The 14,398-nt window shown below is 40.9% G+C and carries 11 protein-coding genes; 3 read left to right on the forward strand and 8 right to left on the reverse strand.

Going from position 1 to position 14,398, the window contains the following annotated elements; genetic code table 11:
* Positions 1-124: 124 nt before the first annotated feature.
* Complete coding sequence (locus ACRWQM_RS03345; RefSeq protein WP_434931271.1) at positions 125-1,969, reverse strand: diguanylate cyclase; 1,845 nt, start codon at positions 1,967-1,969, stop codon at positions 125-127.
* A 253-nt stretch (positions 1,970-2,222) separates the two neighbouring features.
* On the opposite strand from ACRWQM_RS03345, the gene ACRWQM_RS03350 reads away from it, so the two are divergent.
* Both ACRWQM_RS03350 and ACRWQM_RS03355 read left to right on the forward strand, forming a co-directional pair.
* A complete protein-coding gene (locus ACRWQM_RS03350; protein ID WP_434931272.1) occupies positions 2,223-2,765 on the forward strand; it encodes a phosphatase PAP2 family protein in 543 nt (180 codons plus the stop codon).
* A gap of 72 nt (positions 2,766-2,837) precedes the next feature.
* Entirely contained in the window at positions 2,838-3,266 is a 429-nt protein-coding gene (locus tag ACRWQM_RS03355; RefSeq protein ID WP_226413624.1) for a DUF3069 domain-containing protein, read from the forward strand.
* 83 nt (positions 3,267-3,349) lie between these two features.
* Here the strand turns inward: ACRWQM_RS03355 and ACRWQM_RS03360 are convergent, their stop codons facing one another.
* The 3 genes from ACRWQM_RS03360 to ACRWQM_RS03370 form a co-directional block, all read right to left on the reverse strand.
* Positions 3,350-5,038 (reverse strand): NAD-dependent malic enzyme, encoded by a 1,689-nt coding sequence (locus ACRWQM_RS03360; protein WP_434931273.1) that lies wholly within the window; start codon positions 5,036-5,038, stop codon positions 3,350-3,352.
* 197 nt (positions 5,039-5,235) lie between these two features.
* Positions 5,236-5,700 carry a DUF1456 family protein gene (locus ACRWQM_RS03365; protein WP_226413628.1) on the reverse strand — a complete coding sequence of 155 codons (465 nt, stop codon included), beginning with the start codon at positions 5,698-5,700 and terminating at the stop codon, positions 5,236-5,238.
* A gap of 194 nt (positions 5,701-5,894) precedes the next feature.
* The gene (locus ACRWQM_RS03370) at positions 5,895-7,157 is read right to left on the reverse strand and encodes an Nramp family divalent metal transporter (protein ID WP_434927020.1); all 1,263 of its coding nucleotides are present in this window, start codon (positions 7,155-7,157) and stop codon (positions 5,895-5,897) included.
* A gap of 341 nt (positions 7,158-7,498) precedes the next feature.
* Here ACRWQM_RS03370 and ACRWQM_RS03375 point away from each other — a divergent pair, with 341 nt between their 5' ends.
* Positions 7,499-10,093 (forward strand): TonB-dependent receptor, encoded by a 2,595-nt coding sequence (locus tag ACRWQM_RS03375; RefSeq protein WP_434931274.1) that lies wholly within the window; start codon positions 7,499-7,501, stop codon positions 10,091-10,093.
* A gap of 156 nt (positions 10,094-10,249) precedes the next feature.
* Here ACRWQM_RS03375 and ACRWQM_RS03380 read toward each other — a convergent pair whose 3' ends face one another.
* From ACRWQM_RS03380 to ACRWQM_RS03395, 4 genes are all read right to left on the reverse strand, one after another.
* Positions 10,250-10,750, reverse strand: coding sequence for a DUF4447 family protein (locus ACRWQM_RS03380; protein WP_434931275.1), 501 nt, complete (start codon positions 10,748-10,750; stop codon positions 10,250-10,252).
* Positions 10,751-10,793: 43 nt separating this feature from the next.
* Positions 10,794-11,195: an SMI1/KNR4 family protein gene (locus ACRWQM_RS03385; RefSeq protein ID WP_226413636.1), complete on the reverse strand. Its 402-nt coding sequence runs from the start codon at positions 11,193-11,195 to the stop codon at positions 10,794-10,796.
* Between the two features lie 129 nt (positions 11,196-11,324).
* The gene (locus ACRWQM_RS03390) at positions 11,325-12,107 is read right to left on the reverse strand and encodes a RelA/SpoT domain-containing protein (RefSeq protein ID WP_434931276.1); all 783 of its coding nucleotides are present in this window, start codon (positions 12,105-12,107) and stop codon (positions 11,325-11,327) included.
* 138 nt (positions 12,108-12,245) lie between these two features.
* Positions 12,246-14,342, reverse strand: coding sequence for a M13 family metallopeptidase (locus ACRWQM_RS03395; protein ID WP_434931277.1), 2,097 nt, complete (start codon positions 14,340-14,342; stop codon positions 12,246-12,248).
* Positions 14,343-14,398: the final 56 nt, after the last annotated feature.

The following is a 14,398-nucleotide window of genomic DNA, read 5'->3' on the forward strand; positions in this document are numbered from 1 at the left end:
TAAGCTGCTTGCACTTTGTAAGCACTTTCTGTGCGGCATAACTAAAAGTAGTAAACTTTCCCGTTGGATTAAATCATTATTCAACTCAGTCTACTTATCTTAAATATAATAAAATCAATAGGTTTTAAGCGCTTCTAACGCAATTTCTACCATCAGCTTTGGCACTATACAGTGCATGATCAGCTTTCAGTAACAATGGAGACAGTTCGGCTTCATTGGTTAAACTCGTCACTCCCGCACTAACCGTTTGATGTAATTCTGGTGATATTTGGCTCCACTCATAATTAGCAATACAGTCTATTAAACGTTGGGCAATTTCCAGTGCGATAGTGTGTGAGATGTTAGGCAATAAGACTAAAAACTCTTCACCGCCGACACGACCAACAACATCGTTTTCTCGCATCATGCCCATGGTTAAGGCTGCTAGCTTGACTAATACTTTGTCGCCAACTTCATGACCTAAGGTATCGTTCACTTGCTTAAAATGGTCTGCATCAAACGAGATTACAGAAAAAGGTTTGCCACTTTGTTTTGCTTGCTTGATAAAAAGCTCACCTTGATGATAGGTATCTCGGCGGTTAGATAGTCCGGTTAACTCATCCGTTAACGCAAGGGTTTGATAGGTCTGCTTACGTTTAACCTGCTTGTAAGCAAATACTGAAACGATAATTAAGATGATGGCCACTAAGATAATGATCACAATTTGCATTGACTCGTTACGCTGCATTATTTGCAGCTGCAATTCTTTGTCGCTAGCCGCTTTAAGTAATAACTCATTTTCATTTTGTACTTTGTCGGTATTAAACCTGGTTTGCATTTCAGCGTTTTTATCGGACATGATTTGTTTGTCTAAGATTAAGTGCATATCAACAAAATCACTTAATGCCTTGTGCGCATTTGCTATGTCACCTTTGGCGAGATAAATATCACTTAATAAGCGCAGATTTTGAGTTTCACCACGTTTATTTGCACCACGGGTAAAGTCAATGGAGGCTTTTTTGCTGTATTCAATCGCTTTATCTAACTCATTTTTTACTAAGTAAGCTTGAGCAAAATACAAGCACATAAAACTATGTGGGCCCTCATATTCTAACGGAACATCAGGTTCTGCTTCTTTAAGTAAAATGAGCGCTTTATCTATTTGACCTTGTAAAATAAGGTTGCCAGCAATATTAACTTTGGTGCCTGCAATGGCGACCTTATCTTTTTTTGATTGCCAGTACTTTAACGATCGATAAAAGCGTTCAGTGGACTCATTAATTTTCCCCAGTGCTTCTAATGAAAATGCGATTTGCACATTAATGGTGTCAGCCTCCATAAGCTGGCCAGACTCTATGTACATTTTCTCTAATTTTATTTGATATTTAAGTGCGGTTTCTGAATCACCAAAACGGCGATAACTGGTGGCTATTTCATTTAAGGTTTCATTCGCCCAATAGGTTAGATTCAGCTTTTCATAAAGGTGTTGTGCGGTAATTAAATCTTCTAAGGCTGCGTTGTAGTTACCTTGGTATGACATCATTGAGCCGCGAATACTGCGTCCGTCAGCGATTAGTCTTGGGTTTTCTAGCTCATATGCGCTGCTAACGGCGGATGATATATCAGCAAATGCGCCTTCGGTTTGTCCTGCATAATTTTTGTAATAACCCAAGCATAGCAGTAAGTCTGTGTGAATTTCAGAAGGGTATGGGTCTGAATAGATCAGTAATTGCTGTTGAGCATACTCAATAGCTTTGGCTAGTTGCTCATTGGTTTCTGATGGTTGGCCCCAGCAATTTTGGCGGATAAACAGTTTTTGACGTACATCATCGTCAGCAGCGATAATTTGTTTATATTCTTTTAGCAGTGCATCGGCTTCTTTTTGATCTTTATAATCTACTTGCTCAAACTTTTGATAGATTTCATCTGCCCGAGCATTATCATAATACTCAGCCCATGCTGGAGATAATAAAAGTAGTGTTGTTAGCAAAATTGAAATGCTAAGGATGTTCTCGCGATATTTTTTCAAGATAACAGGCCACTTATTTTTGTTTGATGTAACAATAAAAACTTGATGTTTATTGTTCCTGCAATGTTTGAATTATAGCCGATTATAGATATAAATAACAAATATATAACAGAAGTGCGACTTGTTATTTTAAACGGTAACAGTATTTGCATTATGAGGGCTTGCAGCGTATAACGTCGCGGTTATCGTTGTTGTCATTTATAAGTGAGTAAAGATGAAGATAAGTACCATTAGACCTGTAATGCTGTCGATATTGCTATTGGTTATGTCTTTACCTAGCCAAGCTGAAGGTGATCTGGAAACCTCTGGTGATGTATTACATCTTGCTTTACCTGCAGTAGCATTAGCTTCGACATTAATGATAGAAGATGATTATCAAGGCGCTTGGCAATTAGCTAAGTCAGGTATTTCAAGCCGCTTAGTGGTTGAAGCACTCAAGTTAGGCGTTGATAAGCAAAGACCTGACGGCAGTGGTGATGACTCATTTCCCTCTGGGCATTCAGCGGACACATTTGCTGCTGCAACGTTTATAAATCAACGTTATGGTTGGGAATATGGCGTACCGTCCTATGTGGTTGCGTCATACGTTGCTTATACTCGTGTTGCCAGCGACAAGCATCATGTTGAAGATGTGCTTGCGGGGGCGGCCATTGGCATTGTAGCGGGTTGGTATTTTACTGATCCTTATGAAAATATTAGCGTGGTGCCACTGGCTTATAATGGCACTTACGGTGTGTTTATTAGTGGACGTTTTTAATCTAAATTCAAACGCTAACTCAAATTATAACTCTAATTTAAATTCTAATATTGATGAATATAAGGTGTAATCATGGTTGAACAAACCTATAGAGATACCGCGAAAAAGGTATCTTATAATGTAGCCAATAAAGTGCTACCAATGGATCAACTACCTGACAGCTTAATTGAAGCCTATGACGGCCTGTTTGAAGAGTTGTTTGCTGATAAAGCACAAGCGTTTAACAATGCCTGGGACAAATTGCCTGCCAGTGCTCAAAAGCTTATTTCGCAGGCTGAGTTTCATGGTTTTTATATTGCTAATGCTTGGATGCAGCTGAGTCGTGTTGCGCAAGAGATTGCCGACAGCAATGACACAGAAGAAGAGATGAACAATAACGAATACGATGGTATTTTTGGCCGTTTAGCTGAGCAGTCGTTAAAAGAATGTTTACGCAAGCTGAAAAAAGCCCGAACCGATAGAGTGATGCTTAATAGCTTCAAAAAGGTTATGGCAGATTAAGCATTTTTTATCAGTTATTTGATTAAAATAAAAATCCCAGTAATTCATTACTGGGATTTTTTACATCATTATTCAAGCACAGATTAAAATGCAGTACGGCGATAACGACGATATTCTGGTTGCCAAAAGTTATTATCAATGGCTTGTTGCAGTAACTCATCAGTACAAGGTAGGGCTAAACCTTGGTCAATTGCGACTTTAGCCACTGCAAAAGCGATGTACTTACTCACTTTATGGATATCTTCAAGCTTAGGCAATAGTGAACCTTCACCCATTGTACCCAATGGCGAACATTCAGACAGTGCACGGCTAGAGGCCATTAGCATTTCATCAGATACACGGGTTGCGCCGCATGATAATACCCCAAGACCAATACCTGGGAAAATAAAGCTGTTATTACACTGGGCTATTTCAAAGGTTTCACCATTGACCACAACTGGTTCAAATGGGCTACCTGTTGCCACAAGCGCCTGGCCTGATGTCCAGTTTAAAATATCTTTTGGGGTCGCTTCGACTCGACTTGTTGGGTTAGATAATGGAAATACTATTGGACGTGGGCAATGGCTGTGCATGGCTTTAATCACATCTTCAGTAAATAGTCCTGGTGCACCCGATACGCCAATTAACACTGTGGGTTTAGCGTTATTAACTACATTGAGCAACGAGACATTGTCGCTGTAGTTGTGCCATTGATCAACCAAAGCTGTTTTTTGTGCCAAGTTACTTTGAAAAGGTAATAGATTAGGCATGTTGTCGAGTAACAAGCCCCAGCGATCAACCATAAAGACTTGCGATCGAGCCTGCGCGTCACTGATACCCTCGGAGACCATTTGGGCAATAATAGCTTCAGCGATACCACAACCAGCACTGCCTGCACCTAAAAACACAATGCGCTGTTGGCTTAGTGTGGTGTTAGCGGCTTTACTGGCTGCCAACAATGAACCGACAGTAACCGCAGCCGTGCCTTGAATATCATCATTAAAACAACAGTACTTGTCTTTATAGCGCTCAAGTAAAGGCATGGCATTTTTTTGGGCAAAGTCTTCAAACTGAATTAATGCATCTGGCCAGCGACGGTTAACCGCTTGCATAAAGGCTTCTACGAATTCTTTATAGTCATCACCGCCAACACGCTGATGGCGCCATCCCATGTACATGGGGTCATCGAGTAGTTGCGGGTTATCAGTACCTACATCTAACGTAACCGCCAGACAGTAAGCCGGGCTAATACCACCACAGCTGGTGTAAAGTGATAGCTTACCAATAGGAATACCCATACCACCAATGCCCTGGTCGCCCAAACCTAAAATACGCTCACCATCGGTGACAACAATGACTTTGACTTTATGACGAGTCGAATTATTCAAAATGTCGTCGATGCGATCTTTGTTCTCGTAAGAGATAAATAACCCTCGGTTACGGCGATAGTTTTTTGAAAAGCGCTCGCAGGCTAATCCTACCGTTGGGGTGTAAATAATCGGCATCATTTCACTGATGTTGTTGCGCACCAATGAATAAAATAGCGTTTCGTTGGTGTCTTGAATATTACGCAGGTATATATGTTTATCTAAGTCGTTAGTGAAGTTAGTAAACTGCTGATATGCGCGTGCGACCTGTTCATCAATGGTTTCAATTACCCAAGGCAACAAGCCTTCAAGGTTAAATGAAATACGTTCATCTTCAGTAAAGGCAGTGCCTTTATTTAGCAGCGGAGATTCAAGAATGGCTGGACCTGCAAAAGGAAGATAGAGTGGGCGTTTAGTATCGTCCATGGGTAACCTTTTTTGTGTGTTGTTTGATAGGTTTGTTAAAGGATAGATTAACATGACTAATATGTATTGTGGTCTGTTAAGTGATGAATTTCACACTTTTTTTATGAAGCAGTTGTTTGAATTACTCGCCAGTAACAAAAATGCACAGCCGCTAGCTGTGCATTGATAGGGTATAACAGGCTTTATTGAGCCTAATCTTATTTACCGCGGTGTTTAATTGACAAACCTTTAACGAAGTTACGCAACACTTGATCGCCACAGGGTTTATAGTTTTTGTGTTCAGGGTTGCGAAACAATGCACCTAATTCAGATTTAGACATCGCAAAATCAGCTAAGGCTAGTACGGCAATGATTTCGTCTTCGCGCATTTCTAATGCGACCCGTAGTTTCTTAAAAATAAGGTTGTTGGTTAGCTGCTTTAAGGGCGTAGGTACTTCGGCGTCAGGCTTTAAACCACGATTTTTGATGATCAAACCATCTAAAAACTGGCACATTAATTTATCGTTACAAGCTTGATAACCTTCTTCTTCCTCTTTTTTCAGTAGCGCGATTATCTCATCTGAAGTGATTTCGGCATTGGCTTGGCTGAAAATATTGATCATTTTTGCATTTGAGTAATCAAAAACAAAACGAATACGGCGAAGAATATCATTGTTAATCATAAGGTTCTCTGGCGCGGCTGCGCATAAATAGTTTAGGTCACGTGACTGAAGTATATTATAGCGATTAATCTTTAATTCGTCAGATTATTCGTGTGCTATAAGTTGCTCTGCTACCGTTTGGCGGATTTTATTTTTAACCTGCTTAATAGCTAAGGTAACTTTTTGTGTTATCGAAAATCATTTCTGTGAAGCGATCATTTGGTGACATACCAATAAATAAACACTATCGCAAAGCCTACTAAATACAGTAGCCCAAACCAAGATAAGCCGACCATTGCCTTACCATAACGGTGTTTCGACGCTAAGGTTTTACTGGTCATTAAACGAAAATTAAGCCATGCAAATATCACTGTGGTCATAAAAGCTAAAATCATCACAAACTCTAATAAAGGCAGCAGCGCACCTTTAAAAAATAAAATTAACCCTAAGCCTAAAGCGCTCATTAGCAACATAATCATATTAAGTCTTTTAGGCGAGTCTTGCGCTTTAGTGAGTAGCTGCCAACCCATATTGAGGGTACGGCTATAGCCATCAATCACGGTCACAGTGGTACTGAAAATACATAAAAACGCCACAATGCCAATAAGGTAGCGGGAGTTCTCGCCCATGACTTGACTGTATAAAGTGATTAATTGATTGGCAAACTGAGCCCCAGAGTCTGAAAACTGCTCCCCCGAGCCATGCATGACTAATGCACCTAATGCCAAAAAGACCAGCGCGAGGATTGCGGTGGTGATGTAGCCTAAATTGAAATCGAAAATGGCTTGTTTGGGGGTTACCGTTTGGCTCTTCTGCTTTTCTAATAACCACAGCGAGTTCCATGCACTGACTTCAATAGGGGCAGGCATCCAGCCCATCATAGCCACTAAAAAACCTACATTAGCCCATTGCCATGCATCAGCAGAAGAGGTGATTACCGGCTTACCCCATTGATTGGAGAAAGCCAATGACACGGCAATTAATGTGCTGATAGTCAGTACAAACATGATAATTTTTGTGATGCTATCCAGCCACTTATAATGGCCGACAATTAACAATACCAATGAAGTGATTAATACTATTAAGGCTAATACATCAATAGAGAGTGGAATAAATTGAGTCAGCATTGCTGCGGTTAACATACATACCCCCGCAGTGCTTGCGACGGCGGCAATAGTATTGAGCCCAGTAAACAGCCACAAATAACCGCGTCCCTGGCGTAAATAACCCTCTAGCAAGCTTTCTCCCGTTGCTGCGGTATAACGCGCTCCAGCAGCAAAAAAGGGATATTTAACCAGGTTTACCGCCAATACTAACCAGGCTAACTGCCAACCATATTCAGCCCCCGCACGAGTTGATGCTACAAGATGTGATGCGCCAATAGCTGCTGCAGCCATTAAAATACCAGGACCTGTTGCTTTAAACAAAATCTTGATTTTAGAGAGTGTGGAAATCGGAACCAATTGTTGATTTAGCATAAAAACCATTTAAGTATATTGTTCAACAGTTAACGTATTAACGGCAAAATATAACCATTATCTTTGATTAGACAAGGGCTAGGTCGGTAATTCTAGTTACTTATCTTATTTATGTATCAGCCTGTCATATTTATTTTTTGAATTTAAATTCATTTATTTTAGCTTTTTATTCTTGATTAAGTGTTTGGTTACATTTACATTACTGCATTGTATTGACTTTGTTAAATTTTAAATTAACTTGGACATGTAAATAATAATCCAAGCAAGTCGTAGGTAATTATATTGTTACCGCAATTTGCAGTAGTCATGGATATAAAATAAAAAATATTTTAAGGAAGATCATGAAAAGACCTAACGTTTTGCGCAGCGCGTGCGCTATTGCTGTATCACTGTCATTGGCCCCAATCGCCTTTGTTGCTCAAGCCGCCGATGCATCAGCTGAAGCTAAAGTTGAACGTATCGAAGTTACCGGTTCTCGTATCAAACGGACAGATATTGAAGGACCTTCGCCAGTACAATCACTTAACAAAGAAGATATTGCTAACATGGGTTTTGACAACCTACAGCAATTATTAGAGCGTATGCCTGCCAATGGTGCGGGTGCATTCTCTACCCGTGGCAACAGTCAAGATTCTACCGCAAACGGCGGTGCATCAATCAGTTTACGTGGCTTAGGCCCAGATGCGACATTAGTATTAATTAATGGTCGTCGTGTCGGTACAAGTGCTTTTGCTGAAGGAATTACTAATTCGTTTGTTGATATTAACAATATCCCGGTATCAGCGATTGAACGCATTGATATTTTAAAGGACGGTGCTTCAGCAATTTATGGCTCTGATGCTATCGCCGGTGTTGTTAACATTGTATTAAGAAAAGATATTGAAGGGATTGAAGTTAACCTAGGTTATGGCGACGACAATGGTACTGGTTATGATGAAACCACAGCCAGCGTAGTGTGGGGCGTAAAGGCCGATAAAGGCAGCGCGTCTATCATTCTAGATTACTTTACCAACGGCACATTATCTGCAGAAGACATGGGCCAATTTGGTACTGCTAATCAATCGCCTTATGGCGGTGAAGATTTCCGTTCATCACGTGGTTTTCCTGGATATTTTTATGTTAATGGCGTTAAAACTATTGACCCTGACTGTCCAGCAGATCGCGCTACCGCAAGTGGCAGTTGTGTATTTGACTATGGCCCATATAATTTAACAATTCCTGGCGCTGAACGTGTCGGCGCCATTGGTCAGTTCGATTACAATTTAGGTGATGATCTTACAGCATTCCTTGAATTGGCAGTGCAACATAACACCTCGGAAGCGGGCGGAGCACCAACGCCATTAGATGAAGATGCCGGCTTAACAGTGCCGGGTTCACACCCTAATAATCCTTTTGGACAAGACATTGATATCGGTCGTTATCGTACCGTTGATGCCGGTGCGCGTCGTTGGGATATAGAATCAGATTCTATGAGACTGGTTGCAGGACTTCGTGGTATCACAAATGATTGGGACTGGGAGTTCTCTGCTCAAAAAGGTCGCAGCGAATCGTCTCAAACAGGTGACCGTTCACAGGGCTGGGTAAGAACAGATTACTTACAAACTGAAATTGATGCCGGTAATTACAATCCATTTGGTGGCACGATTAACTCTCAAGATGTGATTGATCGCATCACAACCAGTTTAGTAAGACAAGGTGTATCAAATATTACGTCTTATGATGCCAGCATTTCTGGGCAGGCATTCACTATTGCTGATCGCGATATTATGATGGCGGCCGGTGCTGAATACCGTGAAGAAGATGTGAGTGACGTGCCAGATGAGCAGTTCCAGCGAGGTTTAATTTTTGGTACTGAAGCGGTATCAGCTCAAGCAGCTCGCGATCAATATGCTGCCTATGTAGAATTTTCAATTCCGATTACCGATGACTTTGAATTACAAGTCGCAGGTCGTTATGACAACTACAGTGACTTTGGTTCAACAACCAACCCTAAAGTTGCATTCATATGGGGTGTTACTGACGAGTTAACTACCCGCGGTTCTTGGTCCACAGGTTTCCGTGCCCCATCGTTAGCGCAAATTGGTTTAGGTCCATCAAGAGAAAGTACATTCTTTATTGATACGTATCGATGTGCTGCAGACGGTGTTGATTGTACTGCGTTAGATTATAACACTGAATTTGCGGGTAACTCTGAGCTAGAGGCTGAAGAATCTGAAACATGGAACCTGGGGATGATTTGGGCACCAAGTCAGCAGTTCGATGTTGGATTTGATGTTTTTAGCATCACTCAAGATAACAAAATAGATAAGCAACCGCTGGGTGATATTTATACCGCGAATTGTGGTCAGCAAAATAGCACGGTTTGTGAGCGTTTAACGCCTCAGAATGGCCAAACATTAGGCCCTATCAGCATTATTCATTCTAGCTTTGTTAATTTGACCTCTCAAGAAGTACAGGGTGTGGATGTGTCATCACACTATGGTTTAGAGCTTGATGGTTATGGTGATCTGAAGTTTGGTCTTGAATACAGTTATTTACATAACTTTGAAAAAGACAACCTCGATTATACTGGAGAGTATAAGTTTCCTCAGCACCGTTGGTTAGCGACGACTAATTGGCGTATGGATGACTTTGCTGCTAACGTTAACTTCAGCTATATTGGTGAGTTTGAAGATACACCTGATATCGATTTTGACGGTGTGCTTGATTTTGAAGATAATACCTCTCGTGCAGTTGAGTCACAATTATTGGTCGATATGTCAGGTTCATACCGCTTCAATGATACGGTTAAGTTATCAGTAGGTGTTAATAACGTATTTGATGAATCACCATCATTCGCTATTGGTGATGGTGACTCAGACTTATATGGTTATGTTATTTCGGTTCATAATCCAATGGGTCGCTACTTCTACACTAAAGTTACAATGAACTTCTAGTCACAAAGTAATAAGATAATAAAAGCCACATTTCCTTTGGGTTATGTGGCTTTTTTGTTTAGTGGATTAGCCTCAAACTGTTTAAGCTATTATTTTATAGTCATTAAAAAAGGAAGCATTAAGCTTCCTTGTTGTTTGTTATGTTATAGCCAATCACTATAGCTGAGTTGCAGCCCATTTAGCTCTGCTTTCACGGCTTTCACTCATGCCGCTATCTGCGCGATAGGTTTTGTATGCTTCTGCATCCAGCGCTATAAGGCTCACATCAACTTCAAGTACCAGCTTACATTCTTTTTTAATTCGCCATGCCGCAGTGTTATACAACTCTGTTACTGGTAATGAGCTTAAAAATTCAGGGTTATATTGGGTATAAAGTGCTTGGGTTGGATATACCACAAACGCTAAACGGCGTTTAGGCTCTTTTTTAAATAACTCTTCAATGCCATCAGTGGTATTGAGCACTTGCATTTCAATGATGTCATCAATTTCTAATAGCTTCTTTTGAGCAGGTATTGGCGCCTCAGCTTCACCGGCTTCCCATGCGATAACCGCTTCAGAAGTCGTTTTAGTGATGAGTGCGACCTGCTCAACTGTTAAACCAAATGATTGGCGTAAACACTGCATTTCAATGGCGTTTAAGCCAGAAGGTTTTGACATAATATTTCCTAAATAAGCTGATGTGTGAATGTGAAAATGGATGTTATAGTCCAAGCCAAATATCTTCAATCCAGTCCCACAATGATTCCCATCGTGCATCACTAAAGCGACCGTTTTTCCAAAATTGCACTTGACCGTTTTCTTCAATGCAGTAAAAGCTGTCACCTATTTGGCAAATGGGGATTTGCTCTCTTGGTAATCCAATAGACCATGCGTAACTGGCTACTTCTGGCAAATACGTGTGCGAGTAGGGATCTGTGGCAGTAACTGGCTCATAAGTGCCATAAATAACGTCACTGGCATACAGTAAATACTCTTTTAAATCCCCTGGAAGCCCAATTAATATTTGTTCTTCAACTTCGACTAGTTGCTCAAAAGTAGGTAATTCAAAAGGAACTGGAACGGTTTCACTGAGTTCTTGTAAATGGTCAATAATGTCTTGCATTGGATGTTCCTTTAGTCGCGATAGCGGTCAATGCGATATTGGGCGGGATTATAGCAGAGATAATGGCTGATTCAGATAAAAAAAATGCGCTCATGTGAGCGCAAAAGGGTGGGTGGAATTAATGGCTGGTTAGGCTGCTTGTGGATAATCGGTAGTGATAGCTTGACGTTTATACACCAGCCAAGCTTTATGGTATTGCTTATGGGATTGTTGACGAATTCGGGTTATTTGCTGTATTTCAAATTCATTCAATGGACGATGTTCTATGCTGGCGATGGCTTCTATTTGCTGAATTTGTTCGTAGTGTTTATGATCCTGACCACTTTTTATATTGGCAATGGTTTGTAGGTGTAACTGCACTTCAACAATCATTTGGCTTTGTGGCAGTTTCAGCAGAACATTTAAATCGCGATAACCTGATGCCTTTGGGTTGGCAAAGCGGTTTTTAATTTGTACCACTTCGCTGTTTTCAGCTAACATTTTGTAGCTTGCCATTAAGTCATCAACATTATTAGCCACTATGCTTCCTCGGGCTAAATCGGTAATTAAACGGGCATCGCCTTCAAACTTATGAGTTACTTTTTGTAACGCCCGCTGATAGCTTTTGGCCGCAGGTAGCAACATGGTTGTTTTATTCTGTTGACTGATAACCGACAAAAGCTGGCCTAACTCAGTTTGAGCCAGATCTGCTTGTGTCATTAAATCAATCAAGTCTGCTGATTGTTGCATAGGCTGGTATGCTTGAAAGTCAGGGATTGAATATAAAATATCAAGCGCATTGTGAGTACCGAGATTTAATCCGTAAGGGACTTTGTCATCTTGTTGATTTACAGGCGCAAGTGACTGGGCGGTAACTTGGCGGGTGCTCAGTAGCACTAAAAAAATAAAAAGAGTACGAAAAAGTTTATTCAATGTAAATTCTCCAAGCGATTAGCTTGGGGACACTGTAACTTACTGAAGCTGAATCAATCCTGAATAAAGACAGATATTTAGATTAAGAAAGGTTAACAAAAAGGGCGCCTAATGGCGCCCTTTAATATTAGATTATGCTTACCAGATTTTTACGCGGCTTTCTGGTGCAAGGTACATCTTGTCACCTTCTTTCACGTCATAAGTGGTATAAAACTCAGGCATGTTAGATAACGCGCCTAGTGCACGGAAATGGCCTGGAGAATGTGGATCAGTTGCTACGCGGTTTCGCATGGCTTCTTCTTTCATTTTCACACGCCAGATTTGGCTAAAGCCCATAAAGAAACGTTGATCGCCTGTTAGGCCATCAATCACTGGTGCTTCTTGACCATTGAGTGACATTTTGTAAGCTTTATAAGCAATGGTCACACCTGATAAATCACCAATGTTCTCGCCTAAGGTTAATTCACCATTGACGTTCAAATCGTCAAATACTTTATAACCGCTATATTGGGTAATAAGGGCATTACCTTTAGCTTCAAATGCTTTTAGATCAGCTTCAGTCCACCAGTCACGCATGTTACCTTCACCATCAAACTTAGCACCTTGGTCATCAAACCCATGGCCCATTTCGTGACCGATAACCGCGCCAATACCACCGTAGTTAACCGCATCATCAGCTTCTAAGTTGAAGAATGGTGGTTGTAAAATTGCAGCAGGGAACACAATTTCGTTCATGGTTGGGTTGTAGTAAGCATTAACAGTTTGCGGCGTCATGTGCCACTCGTCTTTATCTATTGGTTGGCCTAGCTTAGCTAAATTTTTGTTATGTTCAAAAATTGCAGCGCGTTTAGCATTACCTAATAAATCATCCGCTTTAATCGTCAGTTTAGTATAGTCATCCCACTTATTTGGATAACCAATCTTAGGGTTAAATTTAGCTAACTTGTCTTTTGCCGCGACTTTAGTGTCAGCGCTCATCCAATCTAGCGAATCGATGCTCGAGCCATAAGCGCCACGAAGGTTTTCAACAAGCTGTTCCATCCGTGTTTTCGCTTCTGGAGCAAAGTGGCGTTTAACATATACTTTACCGACGACTTCACCTAGGGTATCACTTACTGTAGTGACACCACGCTTCCAACGTGGTTCTTGCTCTGCCTGACCATTTAAGGTTTTAGAGAAAAAAGCAAAATTTTCGTTGTCTACCGCTTCTGATAAGTTGCTTGCATTGTGGGTTAGGGTCATCCACGTGAGATAATTTTTCCATGCATCAAGGTCATTGTTCTTAATGACTTCATTTAACCCTTGGATATAGCTAGGTTGGTTGATAATAATATCAGTTTGCTTATCCCCGCCTAATGCTGCCAAGTAACCTTGCCAGTTAATGTCCGGCGCTAGTTCATCTAAGTCTGCTACTTGATAAAGGTTGTAAGTTTTAGTGCTATCGCGAGTTTCAACGACATCCCAATGCTTTTCAGCAATTTTGGTTTCTAGCGCAAGAACAGCTTCTGCGTTTGCTTTAGCATTTGGTAAGCCTGCTAGGTCGTACATTCTTTCGATATGTTCAACATAGGCTTTACGAATATTAACAAAGCGCTCTTCCTGGTTAAAATAGTAATCTTTTTCTGGCAGGCTTAAGCCATATTGCCAAATATGAGTCGCATAACGGCTAGAGTTTTTGGCATCTATTTCAACGTAGAAAGCTAATGGCGTTCCGCCGCCGTTAGCTTGATTCTCACCAAAAAATGCAGTTAATTCATTCTTGTCTTTTAGTGCTGCAATTTTATCTAAATCAGCTTGAATTGGTGCAATACCTAACTTGTTTAAGGTCGCAACATCCATAAATGAGCGATATAAGTCCGCTACTTTTTGCTCATCGGTGCCATCTGCTAAATTCGGCGTAGCACTTAAATCTTCAATAATGACTTTAACGTCGTCACGGGCATTTTCACGTAAGTCGTAAAAAGCACCAATGTTAGTGCGATCGCCTGGGATTTCAGCTGTGTTCATCCAGCCGCCATTAACATATAAGTAAAAGTCATCCTGTGGACGAATATTTTTGTCCATATTGTCAAAGCTAACACCTGAAGTCAGTGCTTTTTCAACAGCTGCTGCGGTTGCTGTTTTAGTGACTTCAGTTTTTGCTGCCGAATCAGCTGTTGCTTGAGTATTATCACTACAAGCTGACAGGCCAGCGATAAGCGAGGCACAAAGTCCTCCAATAACCAATTTTTTCATGTTGTTTCCCTTGCGTTAAATATGCCCTTCAATGGAGGCTGGTAATTTTGTTTTTA

This window comes from Shewanella sp. HL-SH5, from assembly GCF_051163755.1.
In the GTDB taxonomy this organism is placed as follows: domain Bacteria; phylum Pseudomonadota; class Gammaproteobacteria; order Enterobacterales; family Shewanellaceae; genus Shewanella; species Shewanella glacialimarina.